This is a genomic window from Mesorhizobium sp. M7D.F.Ca.US.005.01.1.1 (assembly GCF_003952545.1).
Lineage (GTDB): Bacteria > Pseudomonadota > Alphaproteobacteria > Rhizobiales > Rhizobiaceae > Mesorhizobium > Mesorhizobium loti.
Genome location: NZ_CP034453.1, coordinates 4,737,484 through 4,755,298 on the forward strand (window position 1 = coordinate 4,737,484; position 17,815 = coordinate 4,755,298).

Annotated in this window: 18 protein-coding genes; 6 read left to right on the plus strand and 12 right to left on the minus strand. The window is 62.0% G+C overall.

Annotated features, from left to right (window positions below; genetic code table 11):
• Positions 1 to 50: 50 nt before the first annotated feature.
• Positions 51 to 1,073: an aldo/keto reductase gene (locus EJ076_RS22935; protein ID WP_126069361.1), complete on the plus strand. Its 1,023-nt coding sequence runs from the start codon at positions 51 to 53 to the stop codon at positions 1,071 to 1,073.
• A gap of 143 nt (positions 1,074 to 1,216) precedes the next feature.
• Here the strand turns inward: EJ076_RS22935 and EJ076_RS22940 are convergent, their stop codons facing one another.
• From EJ076_RS22940 to clpP, 4 genes are all read right to left on the minus strand, one after another.
• Entirely contained in the window at positions 1,217 to 1,489 is a 273-nt protein-coding gene (locus EJ076_RS22940; RefSeq protein WP_006201846.1) for an HU family DNA-binding protein, read from the minus strand.
• Positions 1,490 to 1,785: 296 nt separating this feature from the next.
• Positions 1,786 to 4,197: an endopeptidase La gene (gene lon, locus EJ076_RS22945; protein ID WP_109669508.1), complete on the minus strand. Its 2,412-nt coding sequence runs from the start codon at positions 4,195 to 4,197 to the stop codon at positions 1,786 to 1,788.
• Positions 4,198 to 4,503: 306 nt separating this feature from the next.
• Positions 4,504 to 5,778 (minus strand): ATP-dependent Clp protease ATP-binding subunit ClpX, encoded by a 1,275-nt coding sequence (gene clpX / locus EJ076_RS22950; RefSeq protein WP_023759839.1) that lies wholly within the window; start codon positions 5,776 to 5,778, stop codon positions 4,504 to 4,506.
• Positions 5,779 to 6,075: 297 nt separating this feature from the next.
• Entirely contained in the window at positions 6,076 to 6,705 is a 630-nt protein-coding gene (gene clpP / locus EJ076_RS22955) for an ATP-dependent Clp endopeptidase proteolytic subunit ClpP (RefSeq protein ID WP_109669506.1), read from the minus strand.
• 329 nt (positions 6,706 to 7,034) lie between these two features.
• Between clpP and EJ076_RS22960 the strand changes: the two genes are divergently transcribed.
• The gene (locus EJ076_RS22960) at positions 7,035 to 7,628 is read left to right on the plus strand and encodes a hypothetical protein (RefSeq protein ID WP_126069362.1); all 594 of its coding nucleotides are present in this window, start codon (positions 7,035 to 7,037) and stop codon (positions 7,626 to 7,628) included.
• 18 nt (positions 7,629 to 7,646) lie between these two features.
• Here the strand turns inward: EJ076_RS22960 and EJ076_RS22965 are convergent, their stop codons facing one another.
• Positions 7,647 to 8,750 (minus strand): FAD-dependent oxidoreductase, encoded by a 1,104-nt coding sequence (locus EJ076_RS22965; RefSeq protein ID WP_126069363.1) that lies wholly within the window; start codon positions 8,748 to 8,750, stop codon positions 7,647 to 7,649.
• 103 nt (positions 8,751 to 8,853) lie between these two features.
• Between EJ076_RS22965 and EJ076_RS22970 the strand changes: the two genes are divergently transcribed.
• Genes EJ076_RS22970 through EJ076_RS22980 form a run of 3 tightly spaced genes read left to right on the plus strand, consistent with a single transcriptional unit; the run spans position 8,854 to position 11,934 of the window.
• Positions 8,854 to 10,104 carry a cytochrome P450 gene (locus EJ076_RS22970; RefSeq protein ID WP_126069364.1) on the plus strand — a complete coding sequence of 417 codons (1,251 nt, stop codon included), beginning with the start codon at positions 8,854 to 8,856 and terminating at the stop codon, positions 10,102 to 10,104.
• A 24-nt stretch (positions 10,105 to 10,128) separates the two neighbouring features.
• Complete coding sequence (locus EJ076_RS22975; protein ID WP_126069365.1) at positions 10,129 to 11,196, plus strand: hypothetical protein; 1,068 nt, start codon at positions 10,129 to 10,131, stop codon at positions 11,194 to 11,196.
• A gap of 21 nt (positions 11,197 to 11,217) precedes the next feature.
• Positions 11,218 to 11,934: a transporter substrate-binding domain-containing protein gene (locus tag EJ076_RS22980; protein ID WP_126071120.1), complete on the plus strand. Its 717-nt coding sequence runs from the start codon at positions 11,218 to 11,220 to the stop codon at positions 11,932 to 11,934.
• Between the two features lie 14 nt (positions 11,935 to 11,948).
• Here EJ076_RS22980 and EJ076_RS22985 read toward each other — a convergent pair whose 3' ends face one another.
• The 7 genes from EJ076_RS22985 to EJ076_RS23015 form a co-directional block, all read right to left on the minus strand.
• Positions 11,949 to 12,299 (minus strand): cupin domain-containing protein, encoded by a 351-nt coding sequence (locus EJ076_RS22985; protein ID WP_109669495.1) that lies wholly within the window; start codon positions 12,297 to 12,299, stop codon positions 11,949 to 11,951.
• A 6-nt stretch (positions 12,300 to 12,305) separates the two neighbouring features.
• Positions 12,306 to 13,586, minus strand: coding sequence for an O-acetylhomoserine aminocarboxypropyltransferase (locus tag EJ076_RS22990; RefSeq protein WP_024504598.1), 1,281 nt, complete (start codon positions 13,584 to 13,586; stop codon positions 12,306 to 12,308).
• Between the two features lie 159 nt (positions 13,587 to 13,745).
• On the minus strand, positions 13,746 to 14,267 hold the full coding sequence (locus EJ076_RS22995) for a CoA-binding protein (RefSeq protein WP_126069366.1): 522 nt from the start codon (positions 14,265 to 14,267) through the stop codon (positions 13,746 to 13,748).
• Positions 14,254 to 15,018: a GNAT family N-acetyltransferase gene (locus tag EJ076_RS23000; protein ID WP_126069367.1), complete on the minus strand. Its 765-nt coding sequence runs from the start codon at positions 15,016 to 15,018 to the stop codon at positions 14,254 to 14,256. Before EJ076_RS23000 ends, EJ076_RS22995 begins: the two co-directional genes overlap by 14 nt.
• Positions 15,015 to 15,797 (minus strand): AAA family ATPase, encoded by a 783-nt coding sequence (locus tag EJ076_RS23005; RefSeq protein WP_126069368.1) that lies wholly within the window; start codon positions 15,795 to 15,797, stop codon positions 15,015 to 15,017. Before EJ076_RS23005 ends, EJ076_RS23000 begins: the two co-directional genes overlap by 4 nt.
• A complete protein-coding gene (locus tag EJ076_RS23010; protein WP_126069369.1) occupies positions 15,797 to 16,219 on the minus strand; it encodes a VOC family protein in 423 nt (140 codons plus the stop codon). The genes EJ076_RS23005 and EJ076_RS23010 overlap by 1 nt, the downstream gene beginning before the upstream one ends.
• A 2-nt stretch (positions 16,220 to 16,221) precedes the next feature.
• Complete coding sequence (locus EJ076_RS23015; protein WP_109669481.1) at positions 16,222 to 17,043, minus strand: enoyl-CoA hydratase; 822 nt, start codon at positions 17,041 to 17,043, stop codon at positions 16,222 to 16,224.
• Positions 17,044 to 17,192: 149 nt separating this feature from the next.
• Here EJ076_RS23015 and EJ076_RS23020 point away from each other — a divergent pair, with 149 nt between their 5' ends.
• Positions 17,193 to 17,657, plus strand: a complete 465-nt coding sequence (locus EJ076_RS23020) for a PaaI family thioesterase (protein ID WP_126069370.1) — start codon at positions 17,193 to 17,195, stop codon at positions 17,655 to 17,657.
• Positions 17,658 to 17,815 lie beyond the last annotated feature (158 nt).

Consider the following 17,815-nt stretch of genomic DNA (forward strand, 5'->3'; position numbering starts at 1 on the left):
AGGCATGATAGTGTCATGTCAGACAAATCAAACGAGGCAAACGGCAGGATATGAAGACACGGCATTTCGACCGCATCGGCAATGGCGGCATCAGTTTTACCGAACTCGGCTTCGGCACGGCGCCGCTCGGCAACCTCTATCGTGCCGTCTCGGACGAGGACGCCAACGCCACGCTGGAAGCCGCCTGGGCGACCGGCTGCCGCTACTACGACACCGCGCCGCTGTACGGGCTTGGCCTGTCGGAAACGCGGCTCAACCCGTTCCTGCGCGGCAAGAAGCGCGACGACTACGTGCTGTCGAGCAAGGTCGGTCGCATCATGCGCGCCTGCCCGCCGGAAGAGCGTACCGGCATCGGCAAGTTCTTCGACACGCCGTCGCGCCGCGAGGTGTACGACTACAGCTATGACGGCGTCATGCGCTCGTTCGAAGCCTCGCTGGAGCGTCTCGGCGTCGACCGTATCGACATCCTCTTCGTGCATGATGTCGACATCTTCACCCATGGCAGCAAGGAAGCGTCCGACCGGCGCATCGAGGAGTTCATGCGCTCGGGCTATTATGGCTTGCTCTCGCTCCGCGACCAGGGCGTCATCAAGGCGTTCGGTGGCGGCATCAACGAATGGCAGGTTGCGCAGACGCTGGCTGAGCGCGGCGACTTCGACCTGTTCTTGCTGGCCGGGCGCTATACGCTGCTGGAACAGGAGGCGCTGGCATCCTTCCTGCCGCTCTGCCAGGCACGCGGTATCGGCATCGTTCTCGGCGGGCCCTACAACTCCGGCATCCTTGCAACAGGGCCGAAGCCAGGCGCCTACTACAATTACTCCGAAGCACCGAAGGACATCCTCGACCGGGTCGCCGGCATCGAGAGCGTCTGCAAGCGCCATGGCGTGCGGCTGATCGAGGCCGCCCTGCAATTCCCGCTGCTGCACCCCTCGGTCGTCTCGGTGATCCCCGGTGGCCAGCGGCCGAGCGAAGTCGAGAGCAACCGCTCGCTGCTCGATGCGAAACTGCCCGCAGCGCTTTGGGCCGATCTCAAGAAGGAAGGTCTGATGCACCCTGAAGCGCCGACCGCATAAGCCGGCCGCCATCGCGTCAGCGTCGGGCACAAAAATGAAAAGCCGGGCAAGCCCGGCTTTTCTGGTCGCGTGTACCTGCGTAGGCCACGAAAATGAAAAGCCGGGCAAGCCCGGCTTTTCTGGTCTCTGAAAAGAAAAAGCGCTTAGTTGACTGCGTCCTTGAGGCCTTTGCCGGCCGAGAACTTCGGCACGGTGCGTGCCGGAATCTTCACTTCGGCGCCGGTCTGAGGATTGCGGCCGGTCGACGCCGCACGCTTTGACACGGTGAAATTGCCAAAGCCGACAAGCCGGACATCGCCGCCCTTCTTCAGTTCACCGGTGATCACGGAAAATACCGCATCGACCGCCGACTGCGCGTCACCCTTCGAAATGCTCGCGGCGTCGGCGACAGCGGATACCAGTTCGTTCTTGTTCATAAAAATTCCCTTCCATGAGAACACCGGAACTATCGACTCATCCGGCAGGAAACGGACTTTAGAAAGAAGCGTTCCCGCAACCAAGTCGAAAAGGCAGGAAAAAAGCGGAAAAAGCCCGGAAATGCTGGGTTTTTCACATGAAAAAGCCGGGCGCTAGGCCCGGCTCTCTGTTTGTGCACTGCAACCTTAGCGAAAACCAACGCATGGCCCCGAAAACCGTGGCCGGTTTTCGGAAAGGACCATACGCAAGTCCAAGGCACTAGAGCGTCCTTTGCGTCCAAGTGGACGGCGGCGCTCTAATGCGCCAGAGGCTTTCCAGCGTCGTCGGCACTGTCTGTCGCGGCCGGCGGATTGACCGGTTCGACCCATTCGATCGGCTCCGGCATACGCACCAGCGCGTGGCGCAAAACCTCACCGACCCGTGAGACCGGAATGATCTCCATGCCGTTCTTCACATTGTCCGGAATCTCCGCCAGGTCCTTGGCGTTGTCTTCCGGGATCAGCACCTTCTTGATGCCGCCGCGCAGTGCGGCGAGCAGCTTCTCCTTGAGCCCGCCGATCGGCAAGATGCGGCCGCGAAGCGTTATCTCGCCGGTCATCGCCACATCCGCCCGGACCGGAATACCCGTCAGTACCGACACAATGGCTGTCGCCATGGCAGCACCTGCGGACGGGCCGTCCTTCGGCGTGGCGCCTTCCGGCAAGTGCACGTGGATGTCGCGCTTGTCGAACAGAGGCGGCTCGATGCCGAAATCGACGGCGCGCGAGCGGACATAGGAGGCCGCCGCCGAAATCGATTCCTTCATCACGTCGCGCAGATTGCCGGTCACCGTCATGCGGCCCTTGCCGGGCATCATGACGCCTTCGACCGTCAGCAGCTCGCCGCCAACTTCCGTCCAGGCAAGACCTGTAACGACACCGACCTGATCGTCAGCCTCGACCTGACCGAAGCGGAAGCGCTGAACACCAAGGTAATCGGCAAGGTTCGCCGCCGTGATGCTCACCGTCTTCTTCTTCGTCTTCAGAATCTCGGTCACCGCCTTGCGCCCGAGCTTCATCAGCTCGCGCTCCAGGCTCCTGACGCCCGCTTCACGGGTGTAGGTCTGGACGATGGCACGGATCGCGTCCTCACCGACGGAAAACTCCTTCGGCTGCAGCGCGTGATCGCGGATCACCTTCGGCATCAGGTGCCGCTTGGCGATCTCGATCTTCTCGTCCTCGGTGTAGCCGGCGATACGGATGATCTCCATGCGGTCCATCAAGGGCGCCGGGATGTTCAGCGTATTCGCCGTCGTCACGAACATCACGCTCGACAGGTCGTACTCGACCTCAAGGTAGTGGTCCATGAACGTCGAGTTCTGTTCCGGATCGAGCACCTCGAGCAACGCCGACGACGGATCGCCACGGAAGTCCTGGCCCATCTTGTCGATCTCGTCGAGCAGGAAGAGCGGATTGGACTTCTTCGCCTTCTTCATCGACTGGATGACCTTGCCGGGCATCGAGCCGATATAGGTGCGGCGGTGGCCACGGATCTCGGCCTCGTCACGCACACCGCCCAGCGCCATGCGGATGAACTCACGTCCAGTCGCCTTGGCGATCGACTTGCCGAGCGAGGTCTTGCCGACGCCGGGAGGGCCGACGAGGCACAGGATCGGCCCCTTCAGCTTCTTCTGGCGGCTTTGCACGGCGAGATACTCGACGATGCGCTCCTTGACCTTGTCGAGGCCGAAATGATCGGTATCGAGCACGTTCTGCGCGAAAGCCAGGTCCTGTTTGACCTTGGAGTTCTTGCCCCACGGGATCGACAGGATCCAGTCGAGATAGTTGCGCACGACGGTCGATTCCGCCGACATCGGCGACATCGTCCTGAGCTTCTTCAACTCGGCTTCCGCCTTTTCGCGGGCCTCCTTGGAGAGCTTGGTCTTCTTGATGCGCGCCTCGATCTCGGCGGCTTCGTCGCGGCCGTCCTCGCCCTCGCCGAGCTCCTTCTGGATCGCCTTCATCTGCTCGTTGAGGTAGTATTCGCGCTGCGTCTTCTCCATCTGGCGCTTGACGCGTGAACGGATGCGCTTCTCCACCTGCAGGACGGAGATTTCGGCTTCCATGAAGCCCATCGCCTTTTCCAGCCGCTCCTTGACCGAGAGCGTGGCCAGCATTTCCTGCTTTTCAGGAATCTTGATGGCGAGATGCGAGGCAACCGTGTCGGCGAGCTTGGAATAGTCGTCGATCTGGCTGGCGGCACCCACCACTTCGGGCGAGATCTTCTTGTTCAGCTTGACGTAATTCTCGAAATCGGTGACGACCGAACGGGCCAGCGCCTCGACCTCGACCTCTTCCTCTTCCGGCTCGACCAGCGCCGCAGCGCGGGCCTCGTGGAAGTCGGGACGGTCGGTGAACGAGACGATTTTCGCGCGCGAGGCGCCCTCGACCAGAACCTTGACGGTGCCGTCGGGCAGCTTCAGCAATTGCAGCACGTTGGCGAGCGTGCCGATGTCAAAGATGGCATCGGGCTCGGGATCGTCGTCGGCGGCATTCATCTGGGTGGCAAGCAGAATCTGCTTTTCCTGACCCATCACCTCTTCCAGCGCCTTGATCGACTTCTCACGCCCGACGAAGAGTGGAACGATCATGTGCGGAAACACCACGATGTCGCGCAGTGGGAGGACTGCGAAGACGCCGTCGCTGGGAGCCTTGGATACTTTGGCCATTGTCCAACCTTTCATATCGCGGCCGCCAATCAGCCAACCGCGAATCCTATATTAACGACCGGGGATCGTTCCGCCTACCACCGTTTGTGACGGGAGTTTTACAGCACAGAAATCGGGCACCTCGGCCTTCTCCAATTAGTTGGATGCACGATCCACAAAGATCAAGGGGCGAGCACAAATCCGCACCTCCAACTTGCCCTGAAGTGACACATTTGCGACGCCAAGACCGGGCTCGCCCACAAAACCCTGGGCGACAGCAAAACGGCGCCTTGCGGCGCCGTTTCAGAATTTCGCTGCGGGCTCATGTCAGGCGCTGACATTGCCCTTCTTTTCCTTCTGCTCGGAGTAGATGTAGAGCGGCCGGGCACTGCCGGTCACCACCTCCTCCGAAATCACCACTTCGCGCACGCCTTCGAGCGCCGGAAGTTCGAACATCGTGTCGAGCAGGATCGCTTCCATGATCGAACGCAGGCCGCGGGCGCCGGTCTTGCGCTCGATGGCGCGCTTGGCGATCGCCGACAGGGCGTTCTCGTGGAAGGTCAGGTCGACATTCTCCATCTCGAACAGACGCTGGTACTGCTTGACCAGCGCGTTCTTCGGCTCGGTCAGGATCTGGATCAGCGCCGGCTCGTCGAGGTCCTCCAGCGTCGCCAGAACCGGCAGACGGCCGACAAACTCGGGGATGAGGCCGAACTTCAACAAATCCTCTGGCTCGACCAGGCGGAACACGTCACCGGTGCGGCGATCCTCGGGCGAAGCGACGATGGCGCCGAAGCCGATCGATGTCTTGCGGCCGCGATCGGAGATGATCTTGTCCAGGCCGGCGAAGGCGCCGCCGCAGATGAACAGGATGTTGGCGGTGTCGACCTGCAGGAATTCCTGCTGCGGATGCTTCCTGCCGCCCTGCGGCGGCACGGAGGCAACCGTGCCTTCCATGATCTTCAGCAAAGCCTGCTGCACGCCCTCGCCCGACACGTCGCGGGTGATCGAGGGATTGTCGGACTTGCGCGAGATCTTGTCGATTTCGTCGATGTAGACAATGCCGCGCTGGGCCCGCTCGACATTGTAGTCGGCCGACTGCAACAGCTTCAGGATGATGTTTTCGACGTCCTCGCCGACATAGCCGGCTTCGGTCAGCGTCGTGGCATCAGCCATGGTGAAGGGCACGTCGATGATGCGGGCCAACGTCTGCGCAAGCAGCGTCTTGCCGCAACCGGTCGGGCCGATCAGCAGGATATTCGACTTCGCCAGCTCGACATCGTTGTTCTTGCCGGCATGCGCGAGGCGCTTGTAGTGGTTGTGGACCGCCACCGACAGCACGCGTTTGGCGTAGGGCTGGCCGATGACGTAGTCGTCGAGAACCTTGAGGATCTCCTGCGGTGTCGGCACGCCCTCGCGCGACTTCACCATCGAGGTCTTGTTCTCCTCGCGGATGATGTCCATGCAGAGCTCGACGCACTCGTCGCAGATGAAGACCGTCGGACCGGCGATCAGCTTGCGCACTTCGTGCTGGCTTTTGCCGCAAAACGAGCAGTAAAGCGTGTTCTTGGAATCGCCGCTGTTGTTGCCGACCTTGCTCATTTTCATGTCCTTTCATGGCCGCCCGCCGATGGTCTGGCTGAAAGGGCGCATACTCTATCTATCGCGGGAATCCGCCGCCGCCAGTGTGTCCCGGCTCCCGCAACGCATTCCGTACGAAACACAAATCAGAAAACGTGGCAATGATTCGCGACAACCCCGCATAAAGCTAAGCCGCCGAAACTCAACATAGCCTTAACGTAGGCAATCCTGTCCCCCGAGGGAACAGCCAATTGTGGCCGAAATGCCGCAAGACGCACCAAAAGCGCGTGATGCCGCCATCCAACTGCCAACTAGCCCTTATGCCACAGCACCTTCAGCCGGCTCGCGCGACGAAATGACCTTGTCGATGAGGCCGAAATCCCTGGCTTCGTCGGCGGTCATGAAATGGTCGCGGTCGAGCGTCTTCTCGATCTCTTCGTAGCTCTTGCCGGTGTGCTTGACGTAGACCTCGTTGAGGCGACGCTTCAGCTTGATGATGTCCTGGGCATGGCGCTCGATGTCGGACGCCTGGCCCTGGAAGCCGCCGGAAGGCTGGTGAACCATGATACGGGCGTTCGGCGTGGCAAAGCGCATGTCCTTGTGGCCGGCAGTCAAGAGCAGCGAGCCCATCGAGGCCGCCTGGCCGATGCAGAGCGTCGACACCGCCGGCTTGATGAACTGCATGGTGTCGTAGATCGCCATGCCCGAGGTGACGACGCCGCCCGGCGAATTGATGTAGAGGTTGATTTCCTTCTTCGGATTCTCGGCTTCCAGGAACAGCAGCTGCGCGCAGACCAGCGTCGCCATGCCGTCCTCGACCGGACCGGTGATGAAAATGATGCGCTCCTTGAGGAGGCGAGAGAAAATGTCGTAGGCCCGCTCGCCACGATTGGTCTGTTCGACCACCATCGGAACGAGGTTCATGTAGGTTTCGACGGGGTTCTTCATCAGATATCTCTTATCTCGCGGTGGGATTCCGGCGCCGGGAATGCTGGCAGATCGGGCAGAATCGGTTCTGGATCGTTATTCCGTAAATAGGATGCCGGCTCATCCTTGTGCAAGGCCGACCCCTCCTAGCCATCTGGGTAAGTCGAATCAAGGTTACATTTCACGGGATTCATCGACCTGTGCCGTGATCGTTCGGCGGTGTCGTCACCACCGTAGCAATTTCTTAACCGCATCGCTTAACGAAATGCGCCGAAATCGCTTTTCTCCGAGGCGGCTTCCCCTACAATTCAGCGTTGAACCTACGCGTAGAGTTCAACAGGGGGAGTGCCATGTCTGGGAAAACCGCATGCTTCACCATTGCCGGGCTGACCATGCTCGGCACGATTTCGCAGACGGCGGCCGGCGGCCGCGCCGTCGAATGCTATGAACCCGTCCGAACGCCTGATGTCTACGACACCGTATACGAAGACGTGCTGGTCAGTCCGCCCGGCCAGCAGGTCGTCGACTATGTCCCTGCCATCTACGGCACCCGCGAACGCGTGGTGATGACCGTTCCGGCACATGTGACCTACGAGGTCGTGCCCGCCGTCACCCGCACCGTCTACCATACGGTCCGGGTCGATGGCGGCGGCTATTCCTGGGAATGGCGCGTCATCCATGGCCGCAAGGTGCTCTGCAAGATCTGGCACAAGGCGCGTTATGAGCGCGTCGCCGAAACCGTCGTGATCCAGCCCGAACGCACGCGCCGTGTCGTCATTCCCGCACAGTACGACAGCATCGCCGAGGAGGTGCTGGTGCAGCCGGAACAGAGACGCGTCATCGATGTTCCCGCCTCTTACCAGACCGTCGCGCGCCGCGTGCTGGTCCGTGAAGGGTCTTCAGGCTGGCGCCGCGTGCATATTCCCAGGCATTGCCAGGATTAGGTCAAGCGTCGGCGGCATTCAGGCCACCTCCGCCCGCAGCCATGCCTTCAGGCCGGCGATATCGCCATCACCAATGGCGGCGGCAACGCGCCGGCCGACCGCCGCCCCGAATTTGTAGCCATGGCCGGAGCAGGCCGAGACGATCAGGCACTTCCCCTTTTCATGCGCCATGAATTTCTCGTCGGCGGTGAAAGTGTAGGCGCAGGTAACGACTTCGATCACCCGGTACTCATCGATGCGGGCGATCGGCGGCGAAAACAGGTTGCGGATCGCCTCGCCCTCGCCGACCACCGGCTGACGGTTCCAGTCGGCGTCGCTGGTCGGCACCCTGTGCAATCCGGACCCGAATTTCATGCCGGCGCCGCCGGAGGGCGGGATCACATAGCCGTCGACCGTGCCACCGATATCGAGGACGACCGGTGACGCCTGCCAGGCGGCCTTGAGGTCGGCCGGCGGTTCGACATAGGCGAGTGCGGTTCGATATGTCTTCAGTTCGCCGTCCAGTTCCGGAAACAGTTTCAGCACCCAGGCACCTGCCGTGACGACGATGCGGTCGGCCTGCATCGTCTCGCCGCTTTCTAGCACGATATGGCCGGCCTCGGAGTCGATCGCGGTGACCTTGCTGTGTTCGTAGACATTGGCGCCGTTGGCGCGCAGCCACTTTGCCAGACCGGAGGCGATCTTGCGGCAATGCAGCGCGCCGCCTTCAGTCGAAAAATAGGCATAGCGGAACGAACCGGCTTCGAGAAACGGCCAGCGCTTCACGGCTGCATCCGGCTCCAGCAATTCGAAGGGAAAATTGCCCTCTTCCAGTCCCTCACGGTATTCCTCGGCCTCGTCGCCCGGCTCGCGCGAAATGCAGACAAATCCGCGCGCATCGAGATGGCTTTCGCCGAGATCGGCCCACATCTCGTCCCACGCCTGGTAAGCTTCGGTGATCAACCGGCCATAGCCGGTTCCCGCCCGGTAGGCGCGGCGGATGATGCGGTGGTGGTCGCCCGACGCTGCCAGCGGGTTGGGGATCGGCCCCTGCTCGACGATGGAAACGCTGTGACCGGCCTTGACCAGCGACCACGCCGTGGAGAGACCAGCGATACCCGCGCCGACAACGATCACATTCATCAAATCAGTCTTTCCGCAGCCGGTCGGCTGGCTCAACGCATTGGGTTGCGGGCGCCAACATACGGTCTGGAACCCGGCTGGCAAGCCGCGCTATTGGTCTGGCATGAGCAAATTGACGCCGCCCACCCTGGCCTTTGATCCAGCCACTCGTCACCTGCGGCTGGACCCGCACGAGCCGACCTTCTTCCAGAACCCTTACGAGGCCTATGCCTTTCTGCACGGCGCATCGAACGCATTCTTCTGGGAAGAATTCGGCTTCTGGTGCTTTGGCGGTTTCGATGACGTCAACCGGCTGCTGCGCGACCGCCGCTTCGGCCGCCAGAACCCGGCCGGCATTCCAGACAGCCGCGGCATCGGCCAGGATCGCAGCCATCTCAGCGCCTTTGACGGCATCGAAGCCAATTCCATGCTGGAGCTCGAGCCACCGGTGCACACGCGGCTGAGAACGCTGGTCAATCGTGCCTTCGTCTCGCGCCAGGTGGAACGGCTGCGGCCGCGTGTCGAAGCGCTCGCCAACGACCTGATCGACCGCTTCGAACCGGGCCAGGCCGTCGACCTGCTGCCCGCCTTCGCCGCGCCCTTGCCGATCACCATCATTGCCGAAATGCTCGGCGTGCCGGTCGAAATGGGGCCGCAACTGCTCGACTGGTCGCACCGGATGGTCGCCATGTACATCCACGGCCGCACACGCGAAACCGAGGAGGCGGCCAATCGCGCCGCGGGCGAATTTGCCGATTTCCTGCGTTTCCATGTCACCGAGCGGCGCAAGAACCCCGGCGACGACCTGCTGTCGCTGCTGATCTCGGCGCAGGAGGACGGTGAGAGGCTGTCGGAGGACGAGATGGTGTCCTCTGCGATCCTGCTGCTCAATGCCGGTCATGAAGCGACGGTGCATCAGACCGGCAACGCTGTCCGCTCCATCCTTATGCAAGGCGGCGATGTCAGCCGCTTCTTCGGTTCACCAGAAGCGGCCGCGGCAACGGTCGAGGAATGCCTGCGCTTCGACGCGCCGCTGCACATGTTCACGCGCTACGCCTATCAGGAGATCGAGGTCTCGCCCGGTATCGTGGTGCAGCCGGGCCAGACGATCGGGCTGCTGCTCGGCATGGCCAACCATGACCCGCGCGCCTTCGCCGAACCGCAAGCCTTCCGGCCGGATCGCGCGGACCAGAAGAATGTATCCTTCGGCGCCGGCATCCATTTCTGCATCGGTGCACCGCTGGCCCGGCTCGAATTGCAGGTGTCGCTGAAGACCCTGTTCGAGCGCCACCCAAAGCTCCATCTTGCCGAAAGGCCAAGCTTCCGCGACACTTACCACTTCCATGGGCTGGAAACGCTCGCCGTCGGCTTCTGACGATCGCGGGCCAGGGGCTGCGATATGAGGTTGTTTTCGAGACCGACGACGGCGTTCGCAGTGGCAATGCTTTGTCTATGCCTGGGGACAGCGCATGCCCAGGATCTGCCCGAAAACATCCCGTGGGCAAACAGCGTTGCGATCGCCGAGAAGATGGCGACCGGCCTGTTGGGGCAGAAGACCGGATCGAAGGACTTTCCCGCGGCATCCTTTGCCGTCGCGGTCGATCTCAACCTTGACGGATTTGCGGAAATCTTCGCCTATCGCCATGCGCCGGATTGCGACGGCATCCGTTGCGGCAACTTCATGTTCGTCCTGGAAGGCAACAGCTATCACGAGGTTCTCGGCGACATTCCAGGCGCAAGACTGGCGCCGCAGGACAAAATCGCGCTCGGGGCCTTCAAGCGAAACGGTTTTCTCGACATGCAGTTCGACCAGATGACGATAAGTTGGGACGGCAAGCGCTATGCCGACGCCTCCAGCTTTCCGGCCTCATCGCTCGACGGCGCGGCCTTCCTGACGGCTTGCCAGAAAAGCAAATCCAACGAGCAACCGGCCGACGGCGAAGCCGAGCGCGTGAGCGCTGAATGCCAATGCCAGCTTAACCGGTTTCAGGTGACCAGCTTCACGCAGGCCGATCTCGACATGTACACCGCGTCGCTGGGGGAGAATTTCGACTATCCGACGGGCGGGAAAGAGATTGCCTGGCAGGCGCTTCTGAAAAATGCCGAGGACGTCGGCACAGGCTGCAATGTCGCCAGCGGCAAGAGCCAATGGCCGCCAGCCTATTTCAACCATGGCGACCAGCCGCAGCAAAAGCTGAATTTCGACGGCTTTCTCGATGCCTGTCCGGCTCAGGCTTTCATCCTCACCAACCACAAGATTGGCTCGCCGGACCGTGCGCTCACCCTTTGCGGCTGCCTTGCGCGCGAAGTGCCGACCCAGGGCATTGGCCAGGAAGGGCTCGATCTGCTGACGCAATATTATCGCGACGAGATCTCCGACGCGGATGTCGAGGCACAGGATGCCGACGTCCTGGCCTTCCACGACAAGGCGTCGGAAGCTTGCCTCAGCCAGTTTCCGGCAAAATAGGATGGCGACACTTTGCCTGACATGACCGAGTTGAAATTCGCCTTCCTGGAAGAGCCGCCATTCTGCTTCACCGGCGCATCGGGCGAGGTTTCCGGCTGTGACGTCAAGCTTGCGCGCCGCCTCGGTGACATGCTCGGATTGGCGAGCTTCAGCCCGATCGAAACCGAATTCGCTGAACTGCTACCGGGGCTGGTCGCGGGCCGCTGGACCATGACGACCGGCCTGTTCGTCTCCGAAGAACGCAAGCAGCTTGTCGATTTCACACGGCCGATCTGGGCGTTGCAGGACGGGTTGCTGGTGGCGAAAGACAATCCGCGCGGCTTTCGCGGCTACCAATCCATCGCTGAGAACCAGAAGGCGTTGATTGGCGTCATAACCGATCAGGTTCAGCATCTTACCGCGTTGCACAACGGAATCGCGCCTGAGCAGGTCAGGATGTTTGCAACTCAGGCGGATGCGGCACAGGCTGTCGCCGATGGCACGGTGCACGCTTATGCCAGCGTTGCGATGGCGCATCGAGGTTATCTGGCGCAGCGGCCCGACATGCCGCTTGGGTTTGTCGAGATTCCTCCGATTGAAAAGCAACCGTCGGCCGGCGCCTTTGCGATCGCCAAGGGCAACAGCGCCCTGCTCCGGCACATCGATTCCTGTCTCGGCGAATTGCTGGGCAGCGACTGGCACCGGCAGATGATGGCCCGATACGGATTTTCGGACAGCGATATCGATCGCGTCGTCTGATCCGTTCCCGATGCCTACAACTTGATTACATATTCCTTGCGGGTCGTTTCAAGCACTTCCCAGCTTCCCCTAAAGCCGGGCCTCAGCACGAAGCTGTCGCCCGCCTTGACGGTGCGCGCTTGCCCGCCGTCCTCCGCGATCACCGAAACGCCGGACAGGATGTGGCAGAACTCCCACTCGTCATAGACGATGCGCCACTTGCCGGGAGTCGATTCCCAGATGCCGGCGTAAAGGCCGCCCTCCCGCTCCTCGACATTCCAGGTGCGGAATTTCGGATCACCCGAGATCAGCCGATCCGGCGCCGGCGCGCCCTGTTCGGCGTCGACAGTGTCGACGCCGATGGCAAGAAATTTTGGCTCGGCCATGATCGGTCAGACCTTGGCGAGCGCCTGTTCGAGGTCGGCGACGATGTCGTTGACGTCCTCGATGCCGATGGAGAGCCGCACGGTGTCCGGGCCCGCGCCGGCCTTGACCTTCTGCTCGTCGGAAAGCTGGCGGTGCGTGGTCGACGCCGGGTGGATAACCAGCGACTTGGTGTCGCCGACATTGGCGAGGTGTGAGAACAGTTCGAGCGCCTCGACGAATTTCACGCCGGCGTCATAGCCGCCCTTGAGAGCGAAGGTGAACACGGCGCCCGCGCCAAGCGGCGAGTACTTCTTCTGCAGCGCGTTGTTCTTGTCGCTGGGCAGGCCGGGGTAGTTCACCGAGGCAACCTTGGGGTGGTTGGACAGCCAGGCGGCGACCGTCACGGCGTTGTCGCAGTGGCGCTGCATGCGCAGAGGCAAGGTTTCCAGGCCGGTCAGGATGAGGAAGGCGTTGAACGGCGAGATCGCCGGGCCGAGATCGCGCAGGCCGAGCACGCGCGCGGCAATAGCGAAGGCGAAATTGCCGAAGGTTTCATGCAGGACGAGGCCGCCATATTCAGGGCGCGGTTCCGACAGCATCGGGTATTTTCCCGACTTCGACCAGTCGAAGGTGCCGCCATCGACAATGGCGCCGCCGATCGAATTGCCATGGCCGCCGATGAATTTGGTCAGCGAATGCACGACGATGTCGGCGCCATGCTCGATCGGCCGGATCAGGTAGGGCGAGGCCAGCGTGTTGTCGACGATCAGCGGCAGGCCGTGCTTGCGCGCGATGTCGCCGATCTTCTCGATATCGACGAAAGTGCCGCCCGGATTGGCGAGGCTCTCGATAAAGATCGCCTTGGTTCTGTCGTCGATCTGGCTCTCGAAGGTCGAGATGTCGTTGGTGTCGGCCCAGCGCACCTCCCAGCCATAATTCTTGAAGGCATGGCCGAACTGGTTGATCGAGCCGCCATAGAGCTTGTTGGCGGCAACGAAATTGTCGCCCGGCTGCATCAGATTGTGGAACACGATGACCTGCGCGGCATGGCCGGAGGCGACCGCTAGTGCCGCCGTGCCGCCTTCGAGGGCCGCCATGCGCTCTTCCAGCACCGCCTGCGTCGGGTTCATGATGCGGGTGTAGATGTTGCCGAAGGCCTTCAGCCCGAACAGCGAGGCGGCATGGTCGGCATCATCGAAGACGAAGGAGGTCGTCTGGTAGATCGGCGTGGCGCGTGCGCCGGTCGCCGGATCTGGCTTGGCGCCGGCATGGACGGCGAGCGTATTGAAACCTGGCGTGCGGGTCACTGAAAACCTCCCTGAAAAACCTTCTGAAATTCGCTGGGCATTCTTGGCGAAGCCCGGCCTCGAATGCAAAGAAGAAAATACCCTTCCGTGCGGGATCTTTTATGAAGCGGCAGGAAAATACTGCGTTTGTCGGAATAATTTTGCGCTTTCGCCCCTCGCCTATTTCTGGCGAACGCCGAAACTCTGGAATCCGGCGCGCATCAGCGGCTTCTTCGACGACAGCACACCGGAGTTGACGCCGGTCCAGCCGATCTCGCCGGACAGCTTGCCATATTCGATCTTGGGGCAGCGGTTCATCACCACCTTGATGCCGGCGGCCTCGGCGCGCGCGGCGGCCTCGTCATGGCGCACGCCGAGCTGCATCCAGATGACTTTCGGCAAGGGATCGAGCCGCAACGCCTCGTCGACGATGCCAGGCACTGCCGCCGGGGCACGAAAGATGTCGACCATATCGATCGGCTCCGGAATATCGGCCAACCTGGCATAGGTCATTCGACGGAGGATCTCCTTGCCGGCCTGACCAGGATTGATCGGAAACACCGAAAAGCCCTTGGCCAGCAGATATTTCAGCACGAAATAGCTCGGTCGCACATCGTTGGCGGATGCGCCGACCATGGCGACGGTCTTCACCGAATTGAGGATGCCGGCGATGTAGGTGTTGTCGTAACTATCGTGGTTCATGCGGCTTCCTGCGGTAGTGATAGCGGTAAAGTTCACGGCTGAACCCAAGCGAGGCGTAGAGTGCGCGGGCCGGCGCGTTGTCGGCCACCACCTGCAAGCATGCCCCCGACGCCCCTGCCCGCCGCGCCCAGTCGATGAGGCCGCCGACGGTCTTGCGGCCCAAGCCTTGCTGCCTGAAACGGCCATCGGTTTCAACCGATTCCACCACAAGCAGGCCATTGCGGATGACACCATAGGCCAAGGCGGCAATTTCGCTGTCGCGTTCACATGACACAAATGCCCGGTCCCCGAGGATCAGTCCGGTCATCTCGCGAAAGATGCGGCGCTCGGCGTCGTCAAAGGCCCCCATGTGGAACCGCGCCGCGAGCCAGTCCTCGTCCGGCACCTTCGAAACGGTGACCTGCTCGTCGCGGACTTCAGCCAGGTCGCCGATCCCGGCATGGAGATGGATCGTACCGCCTTCCGGCTGGTAGCCGCGATAGTCGAGTACGGCTTCGAGCTCGCCGGCGATGTCGGGAACCCGAAACAACGGCGTCTGGCCGTGGCCGATGTAGAAGGACTCGGCGGCGTCGATGACAGCATCAGGCGCGCCACGCTTGCCGCGCAAGGGATTGGCCGAATTGGTGCGCCGGATGCGTCCGCCCGATCGCCGCAGAAGCCAGCCATCAACAACCGTCTCGGCCGCCGCCGGCCAGCCTTCGCGGCACGCCTGCTCGATGCGCCAGTTGAGATCATCGTCGCCGGCGCTCACGCGTCATCCTCCCGCAGCGCTTCCTCCATAAAGGCCTGCGGATCGGTGCAGAAGTCGCGCATCATGCGAAAATGATCGGTATCGCTGAAATCGGTCGGGTCGAGTCCGAACCGGCTGATGCGGAACAGCCGTGCGCCGGGACAGGCCATCAGCAACGGCGAGTGCGTCGCCATGATCACTTGCGCGGCGCCCGACTGGTCCATGCGCCGCAGCATCTTCAACAGTTCGATCTGCCGCGACGGCGACAGCGCGCTTTCGGGCTCGTCGAGGATGTAGATGCCTTGCCGGCGGCAGCGTTCCTCGAAGAAGCGAATGAAGCCTTCGCCATGCGACCAGGACAGGAAATCCGGCGGCGGCGGCTTGAAGGGGTCTTCCAGCGCTGCCTGGTCGAGGTAGCGGGCGACCGAGTAAAAAGATTCGGCGCGAAAGAACCAACCGGCGGTGACTTTCGGCAGCCAGTGGCCGCGAAAAGTGTTCGCCAATGCGGCGCCGCTCTTGTCGATGGCGCTGGAATGGTCGACCGGGCGGTAGCCCTTGCCGCCGCCGGCCTCGTCATAGCCGGCCAGCGCGCCGATCGCCTCGAGCAGCGTCGATTTGCCGGTGCCGTTCTCGCCGACAATGATGGTGATCGGCGTGGTGAATTCGAGTTCGAAGTCATGGCCGCGAAACAGCGGCAGGTTCCAGGGGTATTTTTCCCAATCCTCGACCCGCGCGGGATCAAGCAGGATGCGCTTGAGGTAGGGAGCTTTGAGCCGCGTCAGCTGCTTGCGATGGGCCATCAGCCAGGCAGCGAAATCGTGCCGTCTTCCGCGATCGGAAAGGCCGGATTGTGCGCCACTTCCCAGACATGCCCGTCCGCATCGGCGAAATAGCCGTACCAGCCGCCCCAGAAGGCACGGCCGGCCGGCTTGACGATGCGGCCGCCGGCTTTTTGCGCCATGGCGAGCACCTCGTCGACCTCGGCGTCGGAGCGGGTGTTGTAGGCGAGATAGACGGCGGACGGCGCCCCAGCGAAGGCAATGCCGGAATCCTCCTCGGCGCTGGCGCGCGGGAACAGGCCGAGAATGACGCCGCCCATCTGGAAGAAGGCAACACCGTCGGTGATGCCGGCATGACGGGTCAGGCCCATCGCCTCATAGAAGCGCACCGCGCGGTCGAGATCGTCAGTCGCGATCGTTATGATGGAAATGCGTGGTTCCACGATTACTCGTCCGTCCATTCCGGCTTGCGCTTGCCGATGAAGGCGCCAATGCCTTCCTCCGCGTCGCGTGCCAGCATGTTCTCGACCATGATGCGGCCGGTATAGGCATAGGCGTCCGCCAATCCCATTTCGGCCTGCGCGTAAAACGCCTCCTTGCCAGTCTTGATCACCAAAGATGATTTGGAAGCAATGGTTTGCGCGTATTTGGTGACAATCTGATTCAGGTACTCGCGCGGCACGACTCGGTTGACCAGACCGAACTCCTTGGCGGTTGCCGCATCGATGGTCTCGCCGGTCAACAGCATCTCCATCGCATGCTTGCGCGAAACGTTGCGCGACAGCGCCACCATGGGCGTCGAACAGAACAGGCCGATGTTGACGCCCGGCGTGCAGAACGTTGCCTCGTGCGAGGCGATCGCCAGATCGCAACTGGCGACCAGTTGCAGCCCCGCCGCGGTGGCCAGGCCGTCGACCTCGGCGATGACAGGCAAGGGATGACGCACGATCGCCTGCATCAGCGTCGCACAAGCCGCAAACGTCTCTGCGAAGAAGGCCTTGCCATGATCGGCATCGGCGCGGCGCGCGGTCATTTCCTTGAGATCATGGCCGGCGCAGAACACCTTGCCGGCCGCCGACAAAACGATGACGCGAACGGCCTTGTTGGTCTTGGCGCGCTCAAGTTCGGCCGTCAGCGCCGCCATCACCATCAGCGACAGGGCGTTGGCGGGCGGATTGGCGAGCGTGAGGCGCAGCACGCCCTTGTCCAGTTGTGCGACAACCGGACCTTCAATGGCGGCAGGCTTGATGGCAAGGATTTCGGCCATGGATAAGGTCTCCGCGATTCCGCTCGGGGCTGCCAGAGTATCTAATACCGGATCGGATTTCGTCCAACACCCATCGCTTGCGCCAGGGGACGAAGGTTGCCAGAAATGCCGCGCTGCCCATACAGCTACGCACAAAACGAGAGACCGACATGCCCGCCCAAACCAACCTGAAGCCGGTGCTGACCGCGCAACAAGTCAATGCGCTGATGGAAACCGTCTATCCGCAGCTCAATGAGCAGTTCAAATATTTCGAGGCGATCGACGTGTTCCCTGGCGGCTGCACCGTGCGGCTCAATGCCGGCGAGCGGCACCTGCGTCCCGGCGGCACCGTATCCGGCCCCTCGCTGTTCACGCTGGCCGACATCGGCGGTTATGTCTGCGTGCTGTCGCATGCCGGGCCGGACGCGCTTTCCGTTACCGTCAACCTCGACATCAATTTCGTCCGCAAGGCCGAGGCTGGACCGATCGACGGCCATTGCCGCATTCTGAAGCTGGGAAAGAGCCTGATGGTGTTCGACATCGACATCGTCGCCGGCGCGGACGGACACACGGTGGCGCACGCCACCGGCACCTATTCGATCCCTCCGAAGAGAAATCACGATGTGGTAAAATAATACCTTTTACCTAAACTATTGTTTTTGCAGCCCTTTACCTGCTATCGACCGTTTCGCGCGTCTTGACGCCACAACCACCCTCGCCTATAAGCCCTCACGAAGCAGCGGCCCGCAAAGGCCGCCGTTTTGTTATTGGCGGCGGGCAAGCGCTTTTCGCC

Bases quoted from the DNA above. Each gene is read 5' to 3' on its own strand.
- clpP (WP_109669506.1), bottom strand. From the start codon at position 6,705: ATGAAGAACCCCGTCGAAACCTACATGAACCTCGTTCCGATGGTGGTC.
- EJ076_RS22960 (WP_126069362.1), top strand. From the start codon at position 7,035: ATGTCTGGGAAAACCGCATGCTTCACCATTGCCGGGCTGACCATGCTC.
- EJ076_RS23015 (WP_109669481.1), bottom strand. From the start codon at position 17,043: ATGGCCGAAATCCTTGCCATCAAGCCTGCCGCCATTGAAGGTCCGGTT.
- EJ076_RS22975 (WP_126069365.1), top strand. From the start codon at position 10,129: ATGAGGTTGTTTTCGAGACCGACGACGGCGTTCGCAGTGGCAATGCTT.
- EJ076_RS22970 (WP_126069364.1), top strand. From the start codon at position 8,854: ATGAGCAAATTGACGCCGCCCACCCTGGCCTTTGATCCAGCCACTCGT.
- EJ076_RS22965 (WP_126069363.1), bottom strand. From the start codon at position 8,750: ATGAATGTGATCGTTGTCGGCGCGGGTATCGCTGGTCTCTCCACGGCG.
- EJ076_RS22995 (WP_126069366.1), bottom strand. From the start codon at position 14,267: ATGAACCACGATAGTTACGACAACACCTACATCGCCGGCATCCTCAAT.
- EJ076_RS23005 (WP_126069368.1), bottom strand. From the start codon at position 15,797: ATGGCCCATCGCAAGCAGCTGACGCGGCTCAAAGCTCCCTACCTCAAG.
- EJ076_RS23020 (WP_126069370.1), top strand. From the start codon at position 17,193: ATGCCCGCCCAAACCAACCTGAAGCCGGTGCTGACCGCGCAACAAGTC.
- EJ076_RS22985 (WP_109669495.1), bottom strand. From the start codon at position 12,299: ATGGCCGAGCCAAAATTTCTTGCCATCGGCGTCGACACTGTCGACGCC.
- EJ076_RS22940 (WP_006201846.1), bottom strand. From the start codon at position 1,489: ATGAACAAGAACGAACTGGTATCCGCTGTCGCCGACGCCGCGAGCATT.
- EJ076_RS22980 (WP_126071120.1), top strand. From the start codon at position 11,218: ATGACCGAGTTGAAATTCGCCTTCCTGGAAGAGCCGCCATTCTGCTTC.
- lon (WP_109669508.1), bottom strand. From the start codon at position 4,197: ATGGCCAAAGTATCCAAGGCTCCCAGCGACGGCGTCTTCGCAGTCCTC.
- clpX (WP_023759839.1), bottom strand. From the start codon at position 5,778: ATGAGCAAGGTCGGCAACAACAGCGGCGATTCCAAGAACACGCTTTAC.
- EJ076_RS22935 (WP_126069361.1), top strand. From the start codon at position 51: ATGAAGACACGGCATTTCGACCGCATCGGCAATGGCGGCATCAGTTTT.